At 64.7% G+C, this 23,642-nt stretch carries 20 protein-coding genes and 1 riboswitch; of the genes, 9 read left to right on the forward strand and 11 right to left on the reverse strand.

Annotated elements, in window-relative coordinates; translation table 11 throughout:
- A partial coding sequence (locus PTE31013_RS18010; RefSeq protein ID WP_150614155.1) for a hypothetical protein occupies positions 1–1,842 on the reverse strand: 1,842 nt, incomplete at its 3' end.
- A 51-nt stretch (positions 1,843–1,893) separates the two neighbouring features.
- Here PTE31013_RS18010 and PTE31013_RS18015 point away from each other — a divergent pair.
- Positions 1,894–2,778 (forward strand): hypothetical protein, encoded by an 885-nt coding sequence (locus PTE31013_RS18015; protein WP_150614156.1) that lies wholly within the window; start codon positions 1,894–1,896, stop codon positions 2,776–2,778.
- Between the two features lie 402 nt (positions 2,779–3,180).
- On the opposite strand, the gene nrdR is transcribed toward PTE31013_RS18015, so the two are convergent.
- From nrdR to PTE31013_RS18055, 8 genes are all read right to left on the reverse strand, one after another.
- Positions 3,181–3,663, reverse strand: coding sequence for a transcriptional regulator NrdR (nrdR, locus tag PTE31013_RS18020; protein ID WP_150614157.1), 483 nt, complete (start codon positions 3,661–3,663; stop codon positions 3,181–3,183).
- An 18-nt stretch (positions 3,664–3,681) separates the two neighbouring features.
- Positions 3,682–4,929, reverse strand: coding sequence for a serine hydroxymethyltransferase (gene glyA / locus PTE31013_RS18025; RefSeq protein WP_150614158.1), 1,248 nt, complete (start codon positions 4,927–4,929; stop codon positions 3,682–3,684).
- Between the two features lie 98 nt (positions 4,930–5,027).
- A riboswitch (ZMP/ZTP riboswitch) is annotated at positions 5,028–5,135 on the reverse strand.
- A gap of 135 nt (positions 5,136–5,270) precedes the next feature.
- On the reverse strand, positions 5,271–6,611 hold the full coding sequence (locus PTE31013_RS18030; protein ID WP_150614159.1) for a hypothetical protein: 1,341 nt from the start codon (positions 6,609–6,611) through the stop codon (positions 5,271–5,273).
- A 314-nt stretch (positions 6,612–6,925) separates the two neighbouring features.
- Positions 6,926–7,507 (reverse strand): DJ-1/PfpI family protein, encoded by a 582-nt coding sequence (locus tag PTE31013_RS18035; RefSeq protein WP_150614160.1) that lies wholly within the window; start codon positions 7,505–7,507, stop codon positions 6,926–6,928.
- Positions 7,508–7,743: 236 nt separating this feature from the next.
- Positions 7,744–9,000, reverse strand: a complete 1,257-nt coding sequence (gene boxA, locus PTE31013_RS18040; RefSeq protein ID WP_150614161.1) for a benzoyl-CoA 2,3-epoxidase subunit BoxA — start codon at positions 8,998–9,000, stop codon at positions 7,744–7,746.
- Between the two features lie 47 nt (positions 9,001–9,047).
- The gene (gene boxB, locus PTE31013_RS18045; protein ID WP_150614162.1) at positions 9,048–10,475 is read right to left on the reverse strand and encodes a benzoyl-CoA 2,3-epoxidase subunit BoxB; all 1,428 of its coding nucleotides are present in this window, start codon (positions 10,473–10,475) and stop codon (positions 9,048–9,050) included.
- 96 nt (positions 10,476–10,571) lie between these two features.
- Positions 10,572–12,227: a 2,3-epoxybenzoyl-CoA dihydrolase gene (boxC, locus tag PTE31013_RS18050; protein ID WP_150614163.1), complete on the reverse strand. Its 1,656-nt coding sequence runs from the start codon at positions 12,225–12,227 to the stop codon at positions 10,572–10,574.
- A gap of 112 nt (positions 12,228–12,339) precedes the next feature.
- Positions 12,340–13,254 carry a helix-turn-helix transcriptional regulator gene (locus PTE31013_RS18055; protein ID WP_150614164.1) on the reverse strand — a complete coding sequence of 305 codons (915 nt, stop codon included), beginning with the start codon at positions 13,252–13,254 and terminating at the stop codon, positions 12,340–12,342.
- A gap of 271 nt (positions 13,255–13,525) precedes the next feature.
- On the opposite strand from PTE31013_RS18055, the gene PTE31013_RS18060 reads away from it, so the two are divergent.
- From PTE31013_RS18060 to PTE31013_RS18075, 4 genes are all read left to right on the forward strand, one after another.
- Positions 13,526–13,996 carry a DUF4863 family protein gene (locus PTE31013_RS18060; RefSeq protein WP_150614165.1) on the forward strand — a complete coding sequence of 157 codons (471 nt, stop codon included), beginning with the start codon at positions 13,526–13,528 and terminating at the stop codon, positions 13,994–13,996.
- 32 nt (positions 13,997–14,028) lie between these two features.
- Positions 14,029–15,627, forward strand: coding sequence for a 3,4-dehydroadipyl-CoA semialdehyde dehydrogenase (locus PTE31013_RS18065; RefSeq protein ID WP_150614166.1), 1,599 nt, complete (start codon positions 14,029–14,031; stop codon positions 15,625–15,627).
- A 136-nt stretch (positions 15,628–15,763) separates the two neighbouring features.
- Complete coding sequence (locus tag PTE31013_RS18070) at positions 15,764–17,335, forward strand: benzoate-CoA ligase family protein (RefSeq protein ID WP_150614167.1); 1,572 nt, start codon at positions 15,764–15,766, stop codon at positions 17,333–17,335.
- A gap of 14 nt (positions 17,336–17,349) precedes the next feature.
- Positions 17,350–18,180 carry an alpha/beta fold hydrolase gene (locus PTE31013_RS18075; protein ID WP_150614168.1) on the forward strand — a complete coding sequence of 277 codons (831 nt, stop codon included), beginning with the start codon at positions 17,350–17,352 and terminating at the stop codon, positions 18,178–18,180.
- A 50-nt stretch (positions 18,181–18,230) separates the two neighbouring features.
- Here PTE31013_RS18075 and selD read toward each other — a convergent pair whose 3' ends face one another.
- A complete protein-coding gene (selD, locus tag PTE31013_RS18080; RefSeq protein WP_150614169.1) occupies positions 18,231–19,310 on the reverse strand; it encodes a selenide, water dikinase SelD in 1,080 nt (359 codons plus the stop codon).
- A 294-nt stretch (positions 19,311–19,604) separates the two neighbouring features.
- Here selD and PTE31013_RS18085 point away from each other — a divergent pair, with 294 nt between their 5' ends.
- The gene (locus tag PTE31013_RS18085; RefSeq protein WP_150614170.1) at positions 19,605–20,762 is read left to right on the forward strand and encodes a transglutaminase-like domain-containing protein; all 1,158 of its coding nucleotides are present in this window, start codon (positions 19,605–19,607) and stop codon (positions 20,760–20,762) included.
- Between the two features lie 11 nt (positions 20,763–20,773).
- The gene (locus PTE31013_RS18090; RefSeq protein WP_150614171.1) at positions 20,774–21,373 is read left to right on the forward strand and encodes a TlpA family protein disulfide reductase; all 600 of its coding nucleotides are present in this window, start codon (positions 20,774–20,776) and stop codon (positions 21,371–21,373) included.
- A gap of 41 nt (positions 21,374–21,414) precedes the next feature.
- On the opposite strand, the gene PTE31013_RS18095 is transcribed toward PTE31013_RS18090, so the two are convergent.
- Positions 21,415–22,338, reverse strand: a complete 924-nt coding sequence (locus tag PTE31013_RS18095) for a LysR family transcriptional regulator (protein ID WP_150614172.1) — start codon at positions 22,336–22,338, stop codon at positions 21,415–21,417.
- 159 nt (positions 22,339–22,497) lie between these two features.
- Here PTE31013_RS18095 and PTE31013_RS18100 point away from each other — a divergent pair, with 159 nt between their 5' ends.
- Together PTE31013_RS18100 and PTE31013_RS18105 are read left to right on the forward strand one after the other, a co-directional pair.
- Positions 22,498–23,100 (forward strand): chromate transporter, encoded by a 603-nt coding sequence (locus tag PTE31013_RS18100; protein ID WP_174978623.1) that lies wholly within the window; start codon positions 22,498–22,500, stop codon positions 23,098–23,100.
- The gene (locus PTE31013_RS18105; RefSeq protein ID WP_150614173.1) at positions 23,097–23,627 is read left to right on the forward strand and encodes a chromate transporter; all 531 of its coding nucleotides are present in this window, start codon (positions 23,097–23,099) and stop codon (positions 23,625–23,627) included. Before PTE31013_RS18100 ends, PTE31013_RS18105 begins: the two co-directional genes overlap by 4 nt.
- Positions 23,628–23,642: the final 15 nt, after the last annotated feature.

A 23,642-nucleotide genomic window follows, 5' to 3' on the forward strand; every position in this document is an offset into this window, starting at 1 on the left:
TTGCATGCCGCGCTGGAACGACGTGGCCGCCCCTTGCGCCGTCGTCGCGTTGTTCACCAGCGACTCACCCGAGAGCAGACGCGCCGAGCGACGTTGCTCTTCCGAACCCGCCGTTTGCAACGCCATGGCCGACAGCACGCTGCCCCCGATCTTGCCCGAGGCCAGATCGCCCAACGCCACGCCGTCGACCGAGGCCAGCGCCGCTTGCTCGTTGGCGTTGTAACCGCCGTCTGCCCCGAGGAAATTCACTGCGCTGGTTTCGGTGATGGTCACTCGACCGCCGCTATTGCCATCGGTGCCGCCATCGGTACCATCGCCAGTCGAGATGCTGCCGAATTCGACTTCACCGATCTGCACTTCGGCGTCGCCCGGCGCATCCACGACCGTCACTTGCTGCTTGAGCAGATCGGTGACTTCGATGCCGTCATCCACGGCGACGTTGATCTTGGTCGCGCGGAAATCGCTGCTTTCCGAGACTTGAATCGCGCCGAACGCCAGGTCTTCACCTTGCTTCGCAACACGCGAGTTCAGCTTCGCCCCCTCGCTCGACGCGTACTTGCGCACGGCCAGCTTGTTCGTACCGAGTTCAATCGTCCCGGCATTCGTGATGTCGGTCACACCGCTGACGTCTGCGCCCAGCGCAACCGTACCCGCACTGGCAACGCTCACGGTGCCCGAGCCCAAGGCGTTCGCATGGGTCGCCGTCAACGTGCCGCCTTGAACGCTCAGACGATCGATGTCGCTTTGATCGCCGGACAACGTGAGATTGCCGGTGCCGATCTTGGTCAGTTGAACGCCCTGGGTCGTCTGCGCGACAGCCGGAGTCCTCAGTGCGGCCAACTCAGTCGTCTCCGCCGTCACTTTACCCTCGACCCGAGGTTCGATGCCAGCCACCGTTTTCACGAAACGGCCGCCGAACGCGTCGTCCTGATTGGCCGAACCCAACGTCACCTCCGTCGCCCCGGTGACGACATTCCCCGTGCCTGAAAGTGAACCAATCGTGATGGCCTTGTGGGTGCCCGTCTTTACCGCGAAGGAATCGTCGACAAGGTCCCCAACGTATGAGACATCCAGCATGCCACCGCTCATCTTGACGATAGCGTTGTCCGCAGTGGTCTTGCCGGCCAGGCCGATCGAACCCTCATTGGACAAATGGATGTTTTCAAGCGTCGTGTCGAAAAACGTTACCTCTCCCGAGGCGCGATTGTTGACGAGCGCATTTCCACCGAATGCGTTGGCGATAAAAACTGCGCCCTCATTGTCGAGCTTGAGTTTTTCGAGAGACGCGCCGTTGGCGACAATGGTGCCTTTCACCGAATTATCGATATTCGACTCGCCGCCCGACGTTGCCCACAGGTCTACATAACCGCTATTCGCTACGCGCGCCCTTTCCAGTGACGATTCCGAGAAAAGCACCTCACCGGCTACGTTGTTGGCGATGTTGGCATCGCCCGCGGATGACGAAATGAAATCGAGCTTCCCTGAATTGATGATCGCCGATTGCTTGGCACTCGCCGCCCGGAAATCGACGGCGCCACCTTTCAAGATCGAGATCGTGCTGGCACCGGCGTCGGAACCTTCCTTAAACGCCACGCGGCCACTCTGATGAGCGAAAAGCCAGGCATTGCCTGAACTCGTGCCCGCTTCGAACGCAACGAGACCACTCGCGCCTGGCGTCCTGGCGTCAACCCCGACCATGATGGACACGTTGCCAGCGTCGTTTCGGATCCCGCCCCCCCCTTTCTCAAATACCAGCGCCCCGTTTGCGTCGACAGCGATATCCAGTTTTCCGGAGCCCTCGATGCCCTGGAAGATGTTCAGTTGACCGTCCTTGACGTCCAAGCGGTGATCCGCTTCTCCTGAGAGGCGTAACGTACCGACGTTTCGCCGCGGATGCGCCAACCCTATGAACGGGTTCGAGGCTTCCCCAGAACGCTGCGTAAGCTCGAGAATGGTTTTCTCATTGATAAGGTCGCCGCGGTTCTCCTTCTGGAGGTCGGAAAAAGTACCGCTCAAGTTATCGACGGCCCACGAACCGATTTCCTTGGCGTTTCCGCTCTCCATCTCGGCCTTCAACTCGAACCGGTTAATGAGTTCGTGCAAGGGCTGACCATTAGCATTATTCAGCGCCTCCAGCGTCTCTTTGACACGTCCCATCTTCTCCGAAAGCGCAAGCGAATCGGCCTTGATCGCGTTGATCCGGGTATCACGAGACAAGAATGCCGAGAACTTGCCAATTTCCTCGGCTCGCGCCTCGTCGCTCGCAGCGACAACCGAGTTCGCACTTTCCTTGATTTTCTTGAGATCCTCGACGCTCGTGAAATCGATATAAGCCAGAGGCTTTCCGTCTTTTCCAATTTCGGCCAATTCGAGCATGTTGTCGGCTATCGACACAATTTCCTCAAGCTGTCGATTTTGCATTTCCAGGACATCAATCTCCAGAATCCCCTGAATTTTTTCGGCGGTAGCGCGCCACATTGTTGCTCGATTGTACTCATCGATCTTCTCTTCATTCGCAAGCGCAATCTTTTTGATTTGAGACGCCAACGCGTTTGCAATATGCGCCTTACTCCGCTGCACGATGGCATCAGCCGTCTCGACTTGCGCCGCGGCGACAGTGGGAAACGCCGTGGCCGCCACCATCGCCGCCACCGCCATATGAATCGTCGTCTGACGCAACGCGCCAACCCTTTGGGGCTTTCCTGGCATCTGATGCTCCCTTGGTTTCTTTCAAAAGAATCGACGACGTCGGCCACGGTCTATTCGATAGCGGCATAGCGGTCGTCAACGAAAGGGAGCGATTCTAGGAGACGAACTATCAAATCTTCATTTAATGACGATCGAATTAGTATTTTTTCCTAATCCAAATCATTTTTTATAATTTTTAGGAAAAATCACACAAATCAATCGGAATTAATATTAAAAATAACGCGAATAGCATGAATTTAGTGACGCAATTAGCGCGAAGAAACTTCATCCGGCCACCGCAAATAGCGGCGCCCACAACGCATTTGGGCTATCGCCCATCCAGGCGCTTCGCCCTTCCCTAAGGCACCGGGAACGCCATAAAAAAACCCGCCGTGCCCTTTCGGGCACGACGGGTTTTCCGTCCTTCTTTACAGCAAACGGGCCTTACGGTCGCCTGCGCAAGCTCACACGCGCTCTCGCACCGCCGTCGACTCAGGCCACCGGCTTACGCCTGGGCTTGACATCGGTGCTGTCGATTTCCTCGAGCACATCGCGAAACTCGGCAATGTCCTCGAAGCTGCGGTACACCGACGCAAAGCGAATGTACGCAATCTTGTCGAGCCGCTTCAACTCGCGCATCACCAACTCGCCAATACGCTGACTCATCACCTCGCGCTCCGCACCGGCCAGCAGCTTGTATTCGATGCGCGCAATCGCGGCATCCATTGCTTCGGCACTCACGGGGCGCTTGCGAATCGCCAATTGCATACTGGCGCGCACCTTCGCGCGGTCGTACTCAGCGCGGCTGCCGTCTTTCTTGACGACCGCCGGCATCGCCAGCTCGACACGCTCGTACGTGGTGAAACGCTTGTCGCACGACGGGCATTTCCGGCGCCGCCGGATGGCGGCGCCGTCTTCCGCTTCACGCGAGTCGATGACTTGCGTGTCATCGTGACGGCAGAACGGGCAGCGCATGCGGGCGGCGTCCGGGGCTTAGCCGTAGACCGGGAAACGCTGGGTCAACTCGGCCACTTGCGCACGCACACGGGCCAGGTTCTCGGCATCTTCCGGATTCTCCAGCACGTCGGCGATCAGGTTGCCGACGCGTTCCGCCTCGGCTTCCTTGAAACCGCGCGTCGTCATGGCCGGCGAGCCCAGACGCACACCGCTCGTCACGAACGGCTTTTCCGGATCGTTCGGAATGGCGTTCTTGTTCACGGTAATGTGCGCTTCGCCCAGTGCAGCTTCCGCCGCCTTGCCAGTGATGTTCTTGGCACGCAGGTCAACCAGCATCACGTGCGATTCGGTCCTGCCCGACACGATGCGCAGGCCGCGCTTGACCAGCGTCTCGGCCAGCACGCGGGCGTTCTTCACGACTTGTTCCTGATACGCCTTGAATTCCGGCGATGCGGCTTCCTTGAACGCGACAGCCTTGCCGGCGATCACGTGCATGAGCGGGCCACCCTGGATACCCGGGAAGATGGCCGAGTTGATCGGCTTCTCGAACTCGGCCTTCATCAGGATCACGCCGCCGCGCGGGCCGCGCAGGCTCTTGTGCGTGGTCGTGGTCACGAAGTCGGCGTGCGGCACCGGGTTCGGGTACACACCGGCGGCGATCAGACCGGCATAGTGCGCCATGTCGACCATGAAGTACGCGCCGACCGACTTGGCGATCTGCGACATACGCTCGAAGTCGATCTTCAAGGCGAAGGCCGAGGCGCCCGCCACGATCAACTTCGGCTTGTGTTGCTGCGCGAGCTTCTCGGCAGCGTCGTAGTCGATGTCTTCCTTCTCGTTCAGGCCGTAGCTCACCACGTTGAACCACTTGCCCGACATGTTGACCGGCGAGCCGTGCGTGAGGTGGCCCCCGTGCGCCAGGCTCATGCCCATGATCGTGTCGCCCGGCTTGAGCATGGCGAAGTACACGCCCTGGTTAGCCTGCGAGCCCGAGTTCGGCTGCACGTTCGCGGCTTCCGCGCCGAACAGCGCCTTCACACGGTCAATGGCCAGTTGTTCCACGATGTCGACATACTCGCAACCACCGTAGTAACGCTTGCCCGGATACCCTTCCGCATACTTGTTGGTCAGTTGCGAGCCCTGCGCTTCCATCACGGCCGGGCTGGTGTAGTTTTCCGATGCGATCAGCTCGATGTGGTCTTCCTGACGCTGGTTTTCTTTCTGAATCGCGGCCCAGACGTCGGGATCGACGGAGGCAACGGTGGATTTCGATTTGTCGAACATGGCGTTTCCGTTGAATTGAACAGGTTTTCCGGGAGGGGATGGCGCAGCGCATCTTCCTTTGTGCTTCGGAAGACGATAGACAGGGCAGCACCAACCATCACGGCTGCCCAGGCGAACGGCAAATAAGACCCCGGCGCTTCCCGGTGGGTTGCTCCACCTCGGGCACACAAGGCTGTGCACCCTAATCGCCAGTCACGCGGGGTTTGTGGCGTCGATAGTTTATGCGAGCTTGCGATGTTAGGCAACCCGCGGCGACGCGCCTCAATTAACCCAAATGCACCAAATTGGTGCAACACACCGGGGCCGCCGGGCAGGCAGTCGAACGGGCCGAACCGACGCACTCACGAGCGATCGCGAGCGGCGCCGACCGGCCCCAGAAAAGGCGCCTGATGGGTCTCGATGGCGCGGGCGCGCATGGGATACAACTGCGCCCACGCCTGGGCGGCCCATGCACCGCCCAGTCGTGTCACGAGAGAATCGCGCCGCGCCAGCAGGCGGTTCACGAATTCGCCCAGGTCTTCGGCCACCGAGGTCGCACCGGCAACGCGAGATGTCGCGCAGACGACCTCATGTTCCGCGTCTATCCAAGGCACGACGTGATGCGCCGAGATTCGCCCGAGACGGAAGGCCATCTCGGCCGCCAGCGCCCGCGCACCGGTCGGGTTCTTCAGTTCGTCGAGCACGGTCTTGCTGTCGACGGTTTGCGACAACCCGGTCAGCCGCCGGATGAACGCCGTGAAGGGTTCGCCGCAACGAAACGGTGTCATATCGGAAAGCGTGCCCTGAAAACCCGAATCGAGGCAGGCTCGGAAATCGACCGTCATCATATAGGGCAAGTCGTTCTTGTCGCGCCAGACACCGACGTTTTCCATGACGTCGTTGCAAAGATCCCGGTTGCCCAGCCACAGCGCCGCGACATACTGACGCGCCAATGCACATTGATAGACGTCGGGGAGACAACCGCAGAGCACGCCGCGCATCTCGTTACGTTTGCGTGCGGCGTCGGCGTAGGTCTGTGCCGCGTCCCCCGCGAGCGCGCCGGTCGGTGAACCGCCGGACCGCACAAGCACGCGTGCCATTTGCCGCCCTGCCTCGCGGGCGCCGTCGCGGGCACGCGAGGACGCATCGCCCTGAGCGTCGTGCGCACGCAGCGAGAGTTGCGCACCGTCGGCCCCCTCGATCGCGCGCCGCGCGGCTTCCCCCTCCAGCCATTGGCCGAGGGGCCGGTACATCGGGAGGTACGTCGTCGCCAGGTAGATCCTGTCGGGCGCCCGGGTGCCGTCGAACGCCAACGAGCATCCCCGAACCAGCATTGCCGTCGGTGTCGCCAGGCCCAACGCGCCGAACAGACGCGAGGCCAGCCACGTCCGCGTGGCATGCGCAGCGCTCGGGAACGCCGTCACCACGTACTGCGGCGCCTGCGCATCCGCGTCGAACGACAGTCGAACGGCCACGCCGGAGTCACCGGCTGGGAGCGCGTCATGTACGCGCCGCGCGGCAGAGAAATCGCATGGCCCGATGGGAGGCAGCGGCGCCCCGCTACCGTCGTGTCCGGTGACCGCCCCGAACGTTCCGAAAGCATCGGCCTCCGGCAACACGTCGGCCCGTTTCGGCCGAGCGGCCGTGGCGTTGGCAGGGGAACTGACGGCATGGCCCCCGATGGGATAAGCGTTGACGTCCATCACGACTCTCCTTCGTCGTATGGCGGGCTCCGGCGCGCGCAGCGCCTGCCGACCGACCCGGTTGAGATCGGCCGATGTTGCTGCGCCGCCGGACGTCAAGCTTTCGAAAACGAGGCAAGTTCGGACAAATCCGTCGCGCGTCGCACGCGATGCGCACGTCGACACGCCCGCGCACGCTTCCACGACGCGCTACACGCCATCGCGCACGCCCGGCACACGCCCGGCACACGCCCGGCATTGCACCCGGACACGTACCTGACATGCCCCCGATAATGCCTTTGCGCCGACCGCCAGATGGTCGGCGCAACCGGACGTCAAAGCTCGATCTTCGTTCCCAGCACGGCGAGGAACTGCGCGATCCACGCCGGATGCGCAGGCCAGGCAGGGGCGCTCACCAGGTTTCCATCGGTATGCGCCTCGTCGATCCCGATCTCCACGTACGTCCCGCCAGCCAGCCGCACCTCCGGCGCGCAGGCCGGATACGCCGAACACTCCCGCCCTTCGATGACGTCGGCCGCCGCCAGCAACTGCGCACCGTGACAGATCGCCGCTATCGGCTTGTCGCTCTCGGCAAAATGTCTGACGATCGCGATGACCTCGTCGTTCAGGCGCAGATACTCCGGCGCGCGGCCGCCGGGAATCACCAGCGCGTCGAAGTCGGCGGGGGAAAGCCCGTCGAACGTCGCATTGAGCGTGAAGTCGTGACCGCGCTTCTCGCTGTACGTCTGATCGCCTTCGAAGTCGTGAATCGCAGTGCGCACCTTGTCGCCCGCCTTCTTGCCGGGGCAGACGACCTCCACCCGGTGCCCCACCGCCATGAGTGCCTGTACGGGCACCATCAACTCGTAGTCTTCGACATAGTCGCCTGCCAGTACCAGAATCCGCTTCTTGCCCATGTGACTCTCCGTTCAGAGAAAAGATGGAAGGGAAACCGCCCCTCCATGTTACTCAATTCCGATGACGTCGCCGGGACAGCGGTCGACGCCCCGTCTCGCTCGACAAATGAACGACAGACGAAAAAAAACCGCGTGCCGAAGCACGCGGTGTCAAGCCGGCGCAAAACGCCGTCGGTCAAGCCGAGGCGCGCGCCACACCGTCAGTCCGGGACGGCGCGCGCCGATATCCTTTGTCGTCAATAGGTTTCGAGATGCAGGCGTCCTTCCGACTTCATCTGTTGCCAGAGGGCCTGCCAGTCGAGCCCGGCATCGCCCGCAATCGTCTGCAGCGCTTGCAACACGCCGTCTTCCATGCCCTTGAGCCCGCACACGTAAATGTAGGTGTGGTCGTGACGCAGCAGCGCCGCCACATCAGCCGCGCGCTCGCGCATGGCGTCCTGCACGTAGCGCTTGGGCTGCCCCGGCGTGCGGGAAAAGGCGAGATTCGTGTCGATGAAGTCTTTCGGCAAGTTGAGCAAGGGGCCGAAGTACGGCAGTTCACCCTGCGTGCGCGCACCAAAGAACAGCATGAGCTTGCCGGTCGCCCCCTTGAGTCGGCGACGGCGGCGATACTCCGTCATCGCCCGCATCGGGGCCGCCCCGGTGCCGGTGCAGATCATCAGCAGATGCGAATCCGCATGGTTCGGCATCAGGAACGTGCTGCCGAACGGGCCCATCACGTTCACCACGTCGCCCTTCTTCAAATCGCACAGGTAGTTCGAGCACACCCCGCCGACCGCCTGGTCATGGTGATCCTTCGTCACGCGTTTGACCGTGAGCGCCAGGTTGTTGTAGCCGGGGCGCTCGCCGTCGCGCGGCGAGGCAATCGAGTACTGGCGCGCATGATGCGCCCGGCCGTCGCTCGTGGTGCCCGGCGCGATGATGCCGATCGACTGTCCTTCGAGCACAGGGAACGGCTGCTTGCCGAAGTCGAGCACGATGTGATGGATGTCGCTCTCGGTGCTCGCATCGGTCAGGCGATAGTTGCCGACCACGGTGGCCTGTACCGGCGCCTTGTGGTTGTACAGATTCACGTAGGGCTTCGCGGCGGACCACGGCGGCACCACCGAGCCACGCACGAAGTCCGAGCCGGCGATGACGGGCTCGGGTGTGTCGGACGACGCACCACCAGGTGTGCCCGGTGCCGCCTCGCCAATCGTGCCCTGACCGGCAAGCGCATCTTCCTGCACGGGCAACTCGTCCCACGTGAGTTGGTCCTCGACAGCGTACGCGTCGGCCTTGAGCACGTCGCGCCAGTTATCGATGGCCCCCGTCGGGCACGGCGAGATACACGCCATGCACCCATTGCACGTGTCCGCGCGCACCACGTAGTTGTTCTCGTCGTGCGTAATCGCGTCGATCGGACACGTCTCCTCGCAGGTGTTGCAGCGAATGCAGATCTCCGGATCGATCAGATGCTGCTTCAGGACTTCGACCGGAACGGGGCCGTTCATGATGCTGTCTCCTTGTGGGATGGCTCGCGCCTGGGCTCTCGCTGGCCTTAGTTGAAACGCACGTACTCGAAGTCGATCGGCTGACGGTTGATGCCGAGCGGGGGCGGCGCGATCCAGTTGGCGAACTTGCCCGGCTCGGTCACGCGGCCCATGAGCGACGCCACATACGCGCGATCCTCCGCCGACGGCAGCCATTCGCGCTCGTGCGCGGCCCATTCGGCCTCGCTCACCACACGGCCGTCCGGCGACACGCGCACCCCCGCGAACGTGCCGATCTGGCGATTGAACGCCTTGTGCGGCACGGTCAGGCGGAAGTCGATCCCGGCCTTCTCCAGCACCTTGTTCCAGCGATTCACGCCCGCGACCGAGTCCTTGATGTAGTCGTCGCGCAGCACTTCGTTCATCGCGTTGAGCATCGGCACTTCGCGCTCGACGAGCCGGCCGTTGTCCACGTCCAGCAGCCGGTACATCTGGCCGTTGAGTTGATGGTCGTCGTCGCGCTTGCCCTCTTCATAGCGGCCCTTCAGGCCCGAGCTGTAGAAGATGGCCGCGTTCGACGACTGATCGGCACCGAACAGGTCGATCGTCACGGAATAGTGGAAGTTGACGTAGCGCTGGATCGTCGGCAGGTCGATCACGCCGGCGGCGCGCAGCTTGGCGACATCGTCGGTCTTCAGCTCGTTCATCACCTGCGCCGTGCGAGCGATCACGCGCGAGACGCCCGATTCGCCCACGAACATGTGGTGCGCCTCTTCAGTCAGCATGAACTTCGTGGTCCGCGCGAGCGGATCGAAGCCCGACTCGGCCAGTGCCGAGAGCTGGAACTTGCCATCGCGATCGGTGAAATACGTGAACATGTAGAACGCCAGCCAGTCCGGCGTCTTTTCGTTGAACGCGCCGAGAATGCGCGGATTGTCTTCGTCGCCCGAGCGGCGGCCGAGCAGCGCTTCGGCTTCTTCGCGGCCATCGCGGCCGAAGTAGCGATGCAGCAGGTAGACCATCGCCCACAAGTGGCGGCCTTCTTCCACGTTCACTTGGAACAGGTTGCGCAAATCGTACATCGACGGCGCCGTCAGTCCGAGGTGACGCTGTTGCTCGACCGAGGCGGGTTCCGTGTCACCTTGCGTGACGATGATGCGGCGCAGGTTCGCGCGGTGCTCGCCCGGCACGTCCTGCCACGCGGCTTCGCCCTTGTGCTCGCCGAAGTGGATCTTGCGATCGGCGTCACCCGGCGTGAGGAAGATGCCCCAGCGATAGTCCGGCATCTTCACGTGATCGAAGTGCGCCCAGCCGCTCGGATCCACGCTGACCGCCGTGCGCAGATAGACGTCGAAGCCGTGCGAGCCTTCCGGGCCCATGTCGCCCCACCAGGACAGGAAGTTCGGCTGCCACTGTTCCAGCGCACGTTGTAGTGTGCGGTCGTCCGACAGGTTGACGTTGTTAGGGATCTTCTCGCTGTAGTTGATCGAAGCCATCGTGGGAATCCTCGTGTCTCGTACGTATTCTGTATAAAACGTCTCGTCAGGTGCCGCCGCCCGGCGTTCGTCGCCAGGCGCGGCACCGCTCATTCGTCAGACGCGGTTCAGGTCGAACTGCGCCTTGTTGCCCTTGCCGTAGACCTTGAGCGCGCCCTTCTCGCCCACGGCGTTCGGACGGATGAAGATCCAGTTCTGCCACGCCGACAGACGGCCGAAGATGCGGGTATTCATCGTCTCCTTCCCGTTGAAGCGCAGGTTCGCTTCCATGCCGGTGAGCGCGTCGGGCGACATGGCCGCACGCTCCTCGATCGCGATACGGATTTCGTCCGGCCAGTCGAGGTCGTCGACAGCGGCGGTGACCAGTCCGAGACGCTCCGCCTCATCGGGGCGCACCTGGCGGCCGATGGTGGCGCGCGCGGCGTCGAGTTCCGCCGCATCTTCGTAAAACCGCCGTGCCAGTCGCGATTGATCGGTGACCATCGGCAACAGGCCGAAATTGACGTCGGTGAGCGTGATCGCGGGTTCGTCTTCCTCGCTGGCGGGCAGCGACGCCATGTACGTGCGGTCGGCCGCGAAGGCGAATTCGGCCAGCGTGCCGGCGAAACACGAATCCGGTTCGATCAGGGCGAAGAGCGAACGTGACGACACGTCGATACGCGCAAACGTACGGCGCAACATGCCGATGGTCTCGCGGACGAACCAATGATCCTGATGCGCCAGCAGCGACGCATCGGCGGCCAGCACATGTTTCGCTTCGCCCTCGGTGCGCAGCAGCCACGTGCCGATATCAAGTTCGTTCGTGCGCAGATTGAGGATGGCGTCGTCGAGTTCGCGCGCCATTTTCAGCGGCCACCAGTTCACGCCTGCGGCCTCGATACCGGCGATGTCCGCGGGCGGCTCGGACGTCGGCGCCTTCACGGTGAGGCTGGCAGTCCGGTTGGCGCGGTCAATTTCCACATCGACGAATTCGTAACGGATGGCGTCCGGCTCGTCGGTGCGCTCAATGCGCGTGAGCGTCACGCCCTTGCCGCCTGGGCGGTTGCTGCCTTGCGCCAGCGCCAGCGCGCGAGCCGACACCGTTTGTGCAAATTGTGCGGGCTTGACCACCTCGTCGACCAGGCGCCATTGCTTGGCGCGCTCGCCACGAATGCCCTCGACGATGGTGCAGAAGATGTCGGCGCGGTCGTTGCGCACGTGACGCTTGTCGGTCAGCCGGGTGAGGCCGCCGGTGCCCGGCAGCACGCCCAGCAGCGGGACTTCCGGCAGCGCGACCGACGACGAGCGGTCGTCGACCAGATAAATCTCGTCGCAGGCCAGCGCGAGCTCATAGCCGCCGCCTGCGCACGCGCCGTTCACGGCGGCGAGGAACTTCAGGCCGGAATGACGGCTGGCATCCTCCAGACCGTTACGCGTTTCATTGGTGAACTTGCAGAAGTTGACCTTCCACGCATGCGTGGACAGACCGAGCATGAAGATGTTCGCGCCCGAGCAGAACACGCGATCCTTGGCGCTGGTGACGACCACCGTCTTGACTTCCGGGTGCTCGAAGCGGATGCGCTGAACGGCATCGTGCAGTTCGATGTCCACCCCGAGATCGTACGAATTGAGCTTGAGCTTGTAGCCTTCGCGAATGCCACCGTCTTCCGAAATATCGATCGCGAGCGTCGCCACCGAGCCTTCGAAGCTCAACTTCCAGTGCTTGTACTGCGTGGGATCCGTACGATAGTCGACGCGGGGTTTGCCGAACATGATTGCCTCCAACACGAATAATGATCTTGTTGGATTGCAATATAGTGCAGCACAAAGACAGCGTCAACTAATTTTCCATATAAAAATGAATTATTTTGCATTCCCATGACGGTCAATCTGACGACAATTGCACGGCGAGACGTCCACGCAATTGTAGATAGGCATCGGCCAGCACGCGCCCACTGGTGTCGAAGCTCATATCCGCCTTGGCATAGAAGTCCTGCCGGCCGACCAGGATGCGCTTCAGGTCGTCCATCGCTTCCGCGTTGCCCGACATCGGACGCAAATCACCCTGCGCCACCACCCGCTTCATGTGCTCTTCGGGCGCGGCCTGCAGCCACACCGTATAGCAGTGGGTGAGCAGGAAGTTGAACGTCGCGGCGTCGCTCACGATACCGCCCGGCGAGGCGATCACGGCGCGCGGGTGCTCGGCCACGACGGCTTCGAGCGCACGCAATTCATAGCGGCGGTAAGCGCTGGCGCCATACAGCGAATAGATCTCCGACGGCGGACAGCCGGCTAGCTGCTCGATCACGCGATTGAGTTCGACGAACGGCACGTGCAAGTCGTCGGCGAGCATGCGGCCCAGCGTCGACTTGCCCGCGCCACGCAGCCCGATCAGCGCGATACGGCCGCGCCGGTCCGGGTCGCGCTCGCTACCGGCAAACAACTCGCTGAGCGCCTGACGCGCGCGCGTGAGCGCCTCGCCGTCACGGCCATGCAGGATTTCACGAATGAGCAACCACTCGGCCGACGATGTCGTCTCGTCACCCACGATTTCTGCCAAAGTGCAATTTAGTGCCTGTGCGAGCTGACGCAGGAACAGCACAGACGCGTTACCGACGCCCGACTCCAGATTGGCCACGTGGCGCTCGGAGACACCGGCATCCAGCGCCAGCGCCTTGCGCGTCAGGCCGCGCCGGGCGCGCAGCGTGCGCACGCGCTCGCCCAGCGCGACCAGGAAAGGGTCTTTCTCACTGGCGCCTCGCGCCGTTGGCACCCCATCGGCTTGCGCACTCTTATTCATCTGATGAGATCCTCAAAACAGGTAACATGTAATATATTGCTTGACAGCCAAAATTGCATGCTCTAATTTTCACCATGCGCCGATAAAAAAGCAAACGCGGACCGGAAATTCCGAGTCGTGCCGTTGATCGGCGTCATATCAACAGACAGTGCGCCAACCGTGGTGCGCGATCGACAGCCCATTGCCCAGGCAATGCCCGTCCGGACTTCCCCGGGCCTTCGTGCTGCCGCCGCGACCGGAGTCGCCACTGCGACGTCCCCAGGAGACATGGATGGATGTGCCCCAATTCCAGGCGCTGATTGCCGACCTGACACGCCAACTCGATGGCCGCGCCCTCGACGCCCCCCTTGCCGACTGGCTCAACGCGCATTACGGCGCCGGCTCGCCGGGTTACGAAGCGCTTGCCGACGCTTGCCGCACCGGCGTTGCCGAAGGCTGGCTGTGCAACCGCGAAGGCGGTGGCATCCGTTACGGACGCGTCATCAAGCCCACCCCCGATACGCATGGCTTTTCCGTCGACGTGGTGGACATGGCCGATCTGGCTGGGCCACACCATACGCATCCCAACGGTGAAATCGATCTGATCATGCCGCTCACCCCCGGCGCAACGTTCGACGGACATCCGGCGGGCTGGTGCGTCTACGGTCCCGGCACGGCGCATCGGCCGACAGTTGCCAGCGGGCGCGCCCTCGTGCTGTACCTGTTGCCCGACGGCGCCATCGAATTCACGCGCAGCGCCTGATCCGGCGCCCCCTCCCTGATATCCCTCGGTTCATGCTCATGCGTTCCCCTGCCTTGCTGGAAAATTACGTCGCTGGCCAATGGGTGGCCGGCGGCGGCGCGCCCACCGCACTCACCGATCCCGTGACGGGCGAGACACTCGCCTTCGTGTCGAGCGCCGGCCTGGATCTCGACGCCGCGTTCACCTTCGCGCGAGACGTCGCCGGACCGGCGCTGCGCGCCTTGTCGTACGGTGAACGCGCCAAGCGACTCTCGCAGATCGTCACCACCCTGCAGGCGAACCGCGACGACTACTACGCGATCGCCACGGCCAACTCGGGCACGGTCGCCACCGACTCCGCGGTCGACATCGACGGAGCGATCTACACGCTATCGACATATGCCAAGCTCGGCGCGACGCTGGGCGACACGCATACGCTGCTCGACGGCGTCGCCATGCCGCTGGCCAAGGATGGGTCGTTCGCCGTGCGTCACGTGTTCCGGCCGACACCCGGCGTGGCGCTGTTCATCAACGCATTCAACTTCCCCGCCTGGGGATTATGGGAGAAGGCGGCCGGCGCGTTGCTCGCGGGCGTGCCAGTGATCGTCAAGCCTGCGACCTCGACCGCATGGCTCACGCAGCGCATGGTGGCCGATGTCGTCGCCGCAGGCCTTCTGCCGCCGGGCAGCCTGTCGGTGATCTGCGGCAGCGCCGCCGGTCTGCTCGACCGGATCGGGCCGTTCGACGTGGTCTCCTTCACCGGCTCGGCGGACACTGCCGCCACGCTGCGCGCGCATCCGGCGTTCACCGAACGCTCAGCGCGCATCAACGTGGAGGCCGACAGCCTGAACAGTGCCGTCCTGCTGCCCGACGCCGCCCCCGGCACTACCGCGTTCGATCAGTTCGTGCGCGAGGTGGCACGCGAGATGACCGTCAAGGCGGGCCAGAAGTGCACGGCCATTCGTCGCGCGATGATCCCCGTCGAGCACTTCGACGCGGTGGCGTCGGCCATTGCCGGGCGCCTGGCCAAGACGGTCGTCGGCAATCCGCGCAATGAGACCGTGACGATGGGCTCGCTCGTGAGTCTGGCGCAACAACGTGCCGTGCTCGACGGCATCGCCCATTTGCAGGCGGAAGCCGAAACCCTCTACGACGGGAACCTCGACGGCGATCGCAAGACCACCTTCGTCGACGCCGGTGCCGACAGTGCTTGCGTGGCTCCCGTGCTGCTCGGCCTGCGCGATGGCGCGCGCGGGCAACGGGTGCACGACACCGAAGTCTTCGGCCCCGTAGCGACGCTCGTCGGCTATCGCGATCTCGATGAAGCGCTCGCACTGGCCAAGCGTGGGCAGGGCTCGCTCGTCGTCTCGCTGTACAGCAACGACGCCGTTGCCATGCGCGCGCCCGCCCTCGCGTTGGCCGACGCGCACGGTCGCGTGCACGCGGTCGATCCGTCGGTCGCGAAGACACAGACGGGGCACGGCAACGTCATGCCGCAATCGCTGCATGGCGGCCCGGGCCGCGCCGGCGGCGGCGAGGAACTCGGCGGCCTGCGCGCGTTGCGCTTCTATCACGTGCGCTCGGCCGTGCAAGGCCCCGCCGCGCTGATCGAAGCGATCACGCAAGATGCCGCCGAACTCCCGAAGGCGTAACCTATTCGTCATGCGTCGCCGCAAGCCGTCGCAGTCAAGGTGATTCATCCAGGCGCCGCCAGAGCGCCGGCAAGTCCTCACGCCGCGCGTCCACCCGTCTCACGTGTGCGTCGCGCGGTGATCCACCGGAGACAACATGGAAGCCGTACTCACCCCACCGCCGGCGAGCTTCAACTTCGCCGCGCATCTGGAGGCGCTCAACCGCGCTCGTGCTGCCAAGACGGCCTATCTCGACGACACGCGCACCCTCACCTATGGCGAACTGGCCGAGCAAAGCCGACGTTTCGCGACCGGGCTCACGCGCGCGGGCATCCATCGTGAAGAGCGCATCCTGCTCATCATGCTCGACACCGTCGACCTGCCGGTCGCCTTCCTCGGCGCCTTGTACGCCGGCGTGGTGCCTGTCGTCGTCAACACGTTGCTCACGGCCGACGACTACGCGTACATGATCTTGCACAGCAAGGCGCAGCTCGTGATCGCGTCCGGCGCGCTCATGCCGACCGTGCAGGCCGCGCTCGACAAGGTGGCCGAGGGGGCCACGCCACCGCCGTGCGTCGTCTCGCAACCGATTGCGACCGAGGCAGGCGCCGCCAGCGCCCTGCCAACCTTCGACGCCCTCGTCGACGGCCCCCCGAGCGCACTGCCCGCCGCCACCGACGGCGATGACATCGCGTTCTGGCTGTACTCGTCGGGCTCGACCGGCAAGCCCAAGGGCACGGTGCACACGCACGCCAACCTCTACTGGACGGCCGAGACGTACGGCCGCCACGTGCTCGGCATTCGCGAGGACGACATCGCCTTTTCCGCCGCGAAGCTCTTCTTCGCCTACGGGTTGGGCAATGCGTTGACGTTCCCGCTCTCGGTCGGTGCGACCGTCGTGCTGATGGCCGAGCGCCCGACGGCGCAAGCCGTGGCAAAACGGCTTCGCGAACATCGCCCGACGATCTTTTATGGCGTGCCGACGCTCTACGCCAATCTGCTCGCCTCACCACACCTGCCTGCCCGTGACGATGTGGCGTTGCGCCTGTGCACGTCGGCGGGCGAGGCGCTGCCGCGCGAAATCGGCGAGCGGTTCACGGCGCATTTCGGTGCGGAGATTCTCGACGGCATCGGCTCGACCGAGATGCTGCACATCTTCCTGTCGAATCGTGCCGGTCAGGTCGCCTACGGGACCACGGGCAAACCGGTACCGGGCTACGCCGTCGAGTTGCGCGACGAAGACGGCCATCCCGTACCCGACGGCGAGATCGGCGATCTGTATATCAAGGGGCCGAGTGCGGCGCTCATGTATTGGTGCAATCGCGAGAAATCGCGCGCGACGTTCCTCGGCCAGTGGCTCAAGAGCGGCGACAAGTACCAGCGCCTCCCCGATGGGCATTACGTCTACGCGGGACGCAGTGACGACATGCTCAAGGTCAGCGGCCAGTACGTCTCGCCCATCGAAGTCGAGATGGTGCTGATGCAGCACGACGCGGTGCTCGAGGCGGGCGTCGTCGGACGCGACGACAATGGCCTGACCAAGACGCAAGCCTTTGTCGTGCTCAAGCCAGGCGTTGCCGCGACCGACGAGATGGCCACCGAACTGAAGGCGTTCGTCAAGGCGCGCCTCGCCCCGCACAAATACCCTCGCGAGTTGGTTTTCGTCGACGATCTGCCGAAGACGGCGACGGGCAAGGTGCAGCGCTTCAAGCTGCGCGAGTTGCTTTAGGAGATGACAAGACGATGTCGGACGTACAGTTCGCCCGGATCGAGACGGCCTCGCACGGCCCGCTCTCGCTGGAATACCGATGGCTCAACCCCGAGCTTGCCGATGCCCCGCTGCTGGTCTTCCTGCATGAGGGGCTGGGCTCTGTCGCCATGTGGAAAGACTGGCCGCAGCAGTTGTGCGACGCAGGCGGATTTCGCGGCCTCGTGTATTCGCGCAACGGCTATGGCCGCTCCACGCCGCGCCCGCATGGCGAGAAGTGGCCGGTCGACTTCATGCACCGTCAGGCGCGCGAAGTGTTGCCCGCGTTTCTCGATGCGGTAGGCATTGGCCCCGAGCAGGCCGAGCGTGTGTGGCTCGTCGGCCATAGCGACGGCGGCTCGATCTCGCTGCTGTTCAGCGCGGCGTTCCCCGACCGGCTCGCTGGCGCGGTGGTGCTCGCGCCGCACCTGTTTGTCGAGGATCTGTCGGTGCAAAGCATCGCGAAAACGAAAACGGTGTACGAGACGACGGATCTGCGCACCAAGCTCGGCCGCTATCACGACGATGTCGATTCCGCGTTCTGGGGTTGGAACGATATCTGGCTGGACCCCGCGTTTCGCGAGTGGAACCTGGTGGGCGCGGTGGCCAGCATCTCGAAGCCGCTGCTCGCGATCCAGGGCGAGGACGACGAGTACGGCACGATGGCACAGATGGACAGCATTGCCGCGCATGTGGCGCATGCGACAGTGGTGAAACTGCCGGCGTGTGGACATTCACCGCATCGCGATGCGCCCGTGCCACTGGGCGAGGCCATCGTCGCGTTCATTGGCCGTCATCACCCTTCGGCGAACCGCCAGGCCGCCTGACGTGGCGGGCGTGCTCCCGCCGAGGGGGCCGCCCGTGGCAACGAGATCCGTCAGATCACCCGCACACCGGGCGTGCCCGGACGCATGGCGCCAATGATGCCGGCGGCGTCGAAGCCGTCGGCGCGGAACACCGCGAGCACGTCGTCGACCGCGCCGGGCGCGCACGACACCAGCAGCCCGCCTGCCGTCTGCGGATCGCACAACAGATCGCGATCACGCGTCGTCAACCGCTCCCCCAACTCGACCGACGCGCCGTAGGACGCCCAGTTCCGGCCGGACGCGCCGGTGATGCATCCCTGGTCGGCCAATTCGCGCACGCCGTCGAACAGCGGCACGTCGGACATGCGCAGATACGCCGCCAGATGCGCACCGCGGCACATTTCGAGCGTGTGGCCGAGCAGACCGAAGCCCGTGACATCCGTGAGCGCGTGCACGCCGGGCAACGCCGCGAGCGCCGGGCCGACGCGGTTCAGGCGCGTCGTGGCGTCGATCATGCGGCGATAGCCCGCCTCGTCCAACTGATTCTTCTTGAGCGCCGCCGACATCACGCCCACGCCGAGCGGCTTGCCGAGGACGAGCACATCGCCCGCCTGCGCATCGGCGTTGCGCTTCAGGCGCTTGGGATGCACCACCCCGAGCGCGGCGAGTCCGTAGATCGGCTCGACCGAATCGATGCTGTGCCCGCCCGCAATCGGAATGCCCGCCTCGGTACAGATCGATTCGCCGCCGCGCAGGATCGCGCGGATCGTCTCGTGCGGCAGCACGTTGATCGGCATGCCGACGATGGCCAGCGCAAAGATCGGCTTGCCGCCCATCGCATAGATGTCGGACAGGGCGTTGGTCGCGGCGATGCGGCCAAAGTCGAACGGGTCGTCGACGATCGGCATGAAAAAGTCCGTCGTCGCGATGATGGCCTGCTCGTCGTTGAGCTGGTAGACCGCGGCGTCGTCGGAGGTTTCCGTGCCCACGAGCAGCGCGGCCGGGGCCGGTAGCGGCGTATCGTTGCGCGCGAGCAGTTCGGACAGCACACCCGGTGCGATCTTGCAGCCGCAGCCGCCACCGTGCGAGAGCGAAGTCAAACGCGGTGCGGCCAGTGCGGCGCCCGCTTGGGTTGCATCGATTGCGGTCATGGTCGTTGGTGTTCGTTGCGAGTGGCCGGGAAGCCGTCACAAGGCAGGCGAGCGCCCCGATCGGCGCGTCGCCGGCGAGATATTCGCACCCGCCGCGCCCGGAATAACGACAGTTTGCCAAAAGTCGACGTATTATGAAGCAGCTTTTGCGCGTCGAATTGTCTCGAAATGGCGGTCGACGGCGCAAGGCGACCGATTTACCGCGTCCCGGCATCGGGGGGACGCCATTGCCGCAGTATCGCAACACCCTAACCACCATGCGCCATGAGCGCTGACGCTTAAGGGGACCCCACCATGCAACGCCGCCGCTTCCTCTCGCTGGGCGCCTGCGCCCTGCCCGCTTCCCTGCTGTCCACTTCGCTCGTTCCCGCCGCCGCGCAGGCCGCGCCGATCGATACCATGTCGCACGGCTCGGCCGACGGCTGGCGCACGTTCGAGCTGACAACGCGAGTCGACCTGGCCGCCGGGCGAGGCCCGGCCAATGTCTGGCTGCCGGTTGCGATTTCGCCGTCCGGCGGCTACCAGCATGCGCTCGGCACGCACTGGGAGGCCCCGGGTGCGAGTGCCGCTTTGCGCATGGTGCATGGCGCCTCTGGCATCGGCGTGCCGATGCTGGCGGTGGCATGGCCCGAGGGAGCGGCCCGCGACACTCGCACTGTGACAATGGTCAATACCTTTACCACGCGCGACCGGGTCGTCGACTTGTCGCAACCGCCTTCGGCCAACGCGCCGCGCGAATCGCCGGCCGCGTTGCGCCAGTACCTTCAGCCGACGGCGCTTCAGCCGACCGACGGCCTCGTGCGCGAGACAGCCGAGAAGATCACGCGCGGCAAGACGGGCGACGTGGCAAAGGCGCGTGCCATCTACCAATGGATCGTGGAGAATTGCCGGCGCGAAGGTTCCGTGCGCGGTTGCGGCACGGGCGACGTGCGCTACATGCTCACCACCGGCGACCTCGCGGGCAAATGCGCCGACATCAACGCGCTCTTCACCGCGCTCGCACGCTCGGTCGGGATTCCCGCGCGCGATGCGTATGGCGTTCGGGTCGCGACGTCGCGCCGCGGCTTCAACAGCCTGGGCAAGGCGGGGGACGTCACGCGGGCCCAGCATTGCCGTGCCGAGTTCTACGCGGCCGGCTACGGATGGGTGCCGGTCGACCCGGCGGACGTACGCAAGGTCGCGCTTGAAGAAGTCCCCGGTGGTCTGCGGCTCGACGACGTGCGCGTGCGTGCCGCCCGCGCGATGCTCTTCGGCCAGTGGGAAATGAACTGGGTCGCGTTCAATCACGGCGCCGACATTACTCTGCCGGGCGCTCCGGGGGCACAGGACGCACGCCCGAACACGGTGCCGTTCCTCATGTATCCGAACGGCGAGGTAGCGCACGCCCGGCTCGACAGCCTTGATCCGGACACGTTCCGCTACCGCATGGACGCTCGCGAAATCACCGCCTGAAGCGCACCGCCATGCATCGCCGTCATTTTCTTCATGCCCTCGGCGCCCTCGGCACGGCCGGTGCGCTCGGGGGCGCCAGCGCGCAGGCGTTGGCCGCCGGGCCGGTCGACGGGGCGGCGGAAGTCGATGACAGCGCGCTCGCGGGCACGTCTGGCGGCACACTCTCGACGTGGCGCGGGGCCACGCCCGCCTTCACGCTCGACGGCCTCGACGGCCGCCCCCACGCGTTGTCCGAATGGCGCGGGCGCGTGGTCATCCTCAACTTCTGGGCCACGTGGTGCGGCCCCTGCCGCGAAGAGATTCCGGCGATGGGCGAGGTGGCGCGCCAATACCGCCAGCGGGGTCTCGCGCTGGTCGCCGTCAACTACAAGGAACCGCTGGCGACAGTCAAATCGTTCGTCGACAGACTTCCCATCGACGGCACCGTGCTGCTCGATGTCGACGGTGCCGTCTACAAGCGTTTCGGATCGCTCGGCCTGCCCGCCACTTATCTCGTCGATCGCGCAGGCAACGCGCGCTTCTGGCGCATGGGCGAGCTGGAATGGAGCGACGCGGGCTTGCATGGACACATCGAGGCGTTACTCACGCAAAAGGGCGGCACGACAGCCTGAGCGCGCGTCGCCGCCGACACGCCCCCCCCCGGCATCCGTCGTCACCCGGCCGCCATCGACGGCGCGGCCGCGCGCACATGATCGAGCAGCCGGGCCGCAGGGCCGGCGAGCACGCCTTCGCGATGGGCACAAAACAACGGCGCGCGCGGCGCGGGCGCAAGCGGCCGATAGACGATACCTTCCACCTGCATGCGCATGAGCGACGCGGGCACGACCGACACGCCCAGTCCCGCCGCGACGAGCGACAGCGTGGTGAGCAGACGCGGCGCTTCCTGCTCGATATTCGGGCTGAAGCCCGCGCCGTGGCACGCCGCGATGATGGTGTCGTACAACCCCTGCCCCGTGCGGCGTCGATAAAGAATCAGCTTCTGCGTGGCAATGGCCGTCATCGGCACGGCCGCCTTGCCCGCGCGCCCGGTCCGGGCGAGTGGATGCGCCGACGGCACCGCAAGCACCATCGGTTCTTCAAGCACCGGCACGAAGACGATCTGCGCGGTATCCCCCTGCGGCTGACGCACGAACGCGACATCCAGGTGCCCGTCGCGCAGGCCGTCGAGCAACTCGCTCGTACTGCTCTCGTCAAGCATCAGCGAGACGGCGGGCGCATCGCTGCGGAAGGTCCGAATCACCGTCGGCACGAACGGGTGCAATGCCGCCGAACTGGTCAGGCCTACCGACAGTCGGCCCTTGATGCCCGCCGCGACACGGCGTACGTCGTCGACCGCCTGATCGAGTTTGCGCACGACCTCGTAGGCGTCGCCGAGAAATGCCTGACCGGCGTCGGTCAGCGCCATGCCGCGCGGCAGGCGCTCGAAGAGCGTCACGCCCAACTGGGTTTCCAGTACCCGTATCTGTTGCGAGAGCGGCGGTTGCCCGATGCCCAGACGCTCGGCCGCGCGCGTCATGTGTCCCGTTTCGGCCACCGCAATGAAGTACCGCAACAGGCGTACGTCGATATTTGCCATATTGATCCGATATGATTCAAGTCACTTCCATATATTGGACAATATAGCGCAATCCGCCTACTCTGCAGGGGTTCCGCGCGGCATCGGTGTCTCCGTCCTTCGGTGGCGGCCCGTGCCGGGCGGCCCCCACCGTAGTCCAGATGTCAGAACGAACCCGCCATGAGCCTTCCGGCCCCTTCCGCGCCTGCCGACGCTGGCGCTCCCGCAACGACGCCGGCGCCGCCGGTTGCCGACATCCCAAGCATTCGCGCGCTGTTCCTCGGTTTTCTCAGCCTCGGCATGACCGCGTTCGGCGGGGCGTTGCCGTTGGCGCGTCGCATGATCGTCGAGAGGCATCGATGGATCACGTCCGCCGAATTCACCGATTTGCTGGGGCTGTGCCAATTCCTGCCCGGCGGCAACATCATCAATCTGTCGGTCGCGCTCGGCATGCGGTTTCACGGGTGGCGCGGCGCGCTCGCGTCGATCCTCGGCCTGATCGCCGTGCCGTCGGCGGTGGTCATCGCGCTGGGCACGATCTATCAGCATTTTCAGCATGACCCGCACGTGCGGCATCTTTTCGCCGGGCTCGCGGCGGCCGCTGCCGGGCTGTTGATCCAGATGGCGTGGAAAGTGTCGTGGCCGCTGCGCAAGTCACTCGTGCTTGCGTGTGTGGCGGCGGCATGCTTCATCGCCATCGCGGTGCTGCGCCTGCCGCTCGTGCTCACCATGGGGGTGCTCACGCCAATCTCCCTGTATGCCACGTCGCGGGTGTCGCCATGACCGGCACACTCGTCTCGCTCGCGCTCATCTTCTCGCAGTTATCGGTGCTGGCCTTCGGCGGCGGCAACACGATCCTGCCGGAAATGGAGCGCCAGGTCGTCGATCTGCACCACTGGATGACCTCGGAAGAATTCAGCGCCCTGTTCGCGCTAGGACAGGCAGCGCCCGGTCCGAACCTCATGATCGTGACGCTCGTCGGCTGGCACGTGGCCGGCTGGCAAGGCATGCTCGTCACGTCGCTCGCGAAGTTCGGGCCGTCCTCGCTCATCACGGTCGGGGTGCTGCACTTGTGGGAGCGTTTCAAGGATCGACCGTGGCGTCGGCTCGTGCAGGCCGGCCTGGTGCCGATGACGGCGGGGCTCGTCACCGCGAGTGCGGCGCTGATCGCCGAAGCGTCGGCAACCTCATGGCCGCTCGCCGGCATCACCGCAGCCGTGGCCGTGCTTGCGATCCGCACGCGCGTGCATCCCTTGTGGTGGCTTGCCGCAGGCAGCGTCGCGGGCTTGCTCGGCGGGGCGTACCTGTAGCGCGAACGCCCGCCC

The organism is Pandoraea terrigena (genome assembly GCF_902459705.1).
GTDB classification, from domain to species: domain Bacteria; phylum Pseudomonadota; class Gammaproteobacteria; order Burkholderiales; family Burkholderiaceae; genus Pandoraea; species Pandoraea terrigena.

Coding starts and splice junctions, on each gene's coding strand:
- PTE31013_RS18015 (WP_150614156.1), top strand. CDS start 1,894: ATGCGCCAACCCTATGAACGGGTTCGAGGCTTCCCCAGAACGCTGCGT.
- nrdR (WP_150614157.1), bottom strand. CDS start 3,663: ATGCGCTGCCCGTTCTGCCGTCACGATGACACGCAAGTCATCGACTCG.
- glyA (WP_150614158.1), bottom strand. CDS start 4,929: ATGTTCGACAAATCGAAATCCACCGTTGCCTCCGTCGATCCCGACGTC.
- PTE31013_RS18030 (WP_150614159.1), bottom strand. CDS start 6,611: ATGGACGTCAACGCTTATCCCATCGGGGGCCATGCCGTCAGTTCCCCT.
- PTE31013_RS18035 (WP_150614160.1), bottom strand. CDS start 7,507: ATGGGCAAGAAGCGGATTCTGGTACTGGCAGGCGACTATGTCGAAGAC.
- boxA (WP_150614161.1), bottom strand. CDS start 9,000: ATGAACGGCCCCGTTCCGGTCGAAGTCCTGAAGCAGCATCTGATCGAT.
- boxB (WP_150614162.1), bottom strand. CDS start 10,475: ATGGCTTCGATCAACTACAGCGAGAAGATCCCTAACAACGTCAACCTG.
- boxC (WP_150614163.1), bottom strand. CDS start 12,227: ATGTTCGGCAAACCCCGCGTCGACTATCGTACGGATCCCACGCAGTAC.
- PTE31013_RS18055 (WP_150614164.1), bottom strand. CDS start 13,254: ATGAATAAGAGTGCGCAAGCCGATGGGGTGCCAACGGCGCGAGGCGCC.
- PTE31013_RS18060 (WP_150614165.1), top strand. CDS start 13,526: ATGGATGTGCCCCAATTCCAGGCGCTGATTGCCGACCTGACACGCCAA.
- PTE31013_RS18065 (WP_150614166.1), top strand. CDS start 14,029: ATGCTCATGCGTTCCCCTGCCTTGCTGGAAAATTACGTCGCTGGCCAA.
- PTE31013_RS18070 (WP_150614167.1), top strand. CDS start 15,764: ATGGAAGCCGTACTCACCCCACCGCCGGCGAGCTTCAACTTCGCCGCG.
- PTE31013_RS18075 (WP_150614168.1), top strand. CDS start 17,350: ATGTCGGACGTACAGTTCGCCCGGATCGAGACGGCCTCGCACGGCCCG.
- selD (WP_150614169.1), bottom strand. CDS start 19,310: ATGACCGCAATCGATGCAACCCAAGCGGGCGCCGCACTGGCCGCACCG.
- PTE31013_RS18085 (WP_150614170.1), top strand. CDS start 19,605: ATGCAACGCCGCCGCTTCCTCTCGCTGGGCGCCTGCGCCCTGCCCGCT.
- PTE31013_RS18090 (WP_150614171.1), top strand. CDS start 20,774: ATGCATCGCCGTCATTTTCTTCATGCCCTCGGCGCCCTCGGCACGGCC.
- PTE31013_RS18095 (WP_150614172.1), bottom strand. CDS start 22,338: ATGGCAAATATCGACGTACGCCTGTTGCGGTACTTCATTGCGGTGGCC.
- PTE31013_RS18100 (WP_174978623.1), top strand. CDS start 22,498: ATGAGCCTTCCGGCCCCTTCCGCGCCTGCCGACGCTGGCGCTCCCGCA.
- PTE31013_RS18105 (WP_150614173.1), top strand. CDS start 23,097: ATGACCGGCACACTCGTCTCGCTCGCGCTCATCTTCTCGCAGTTATCG.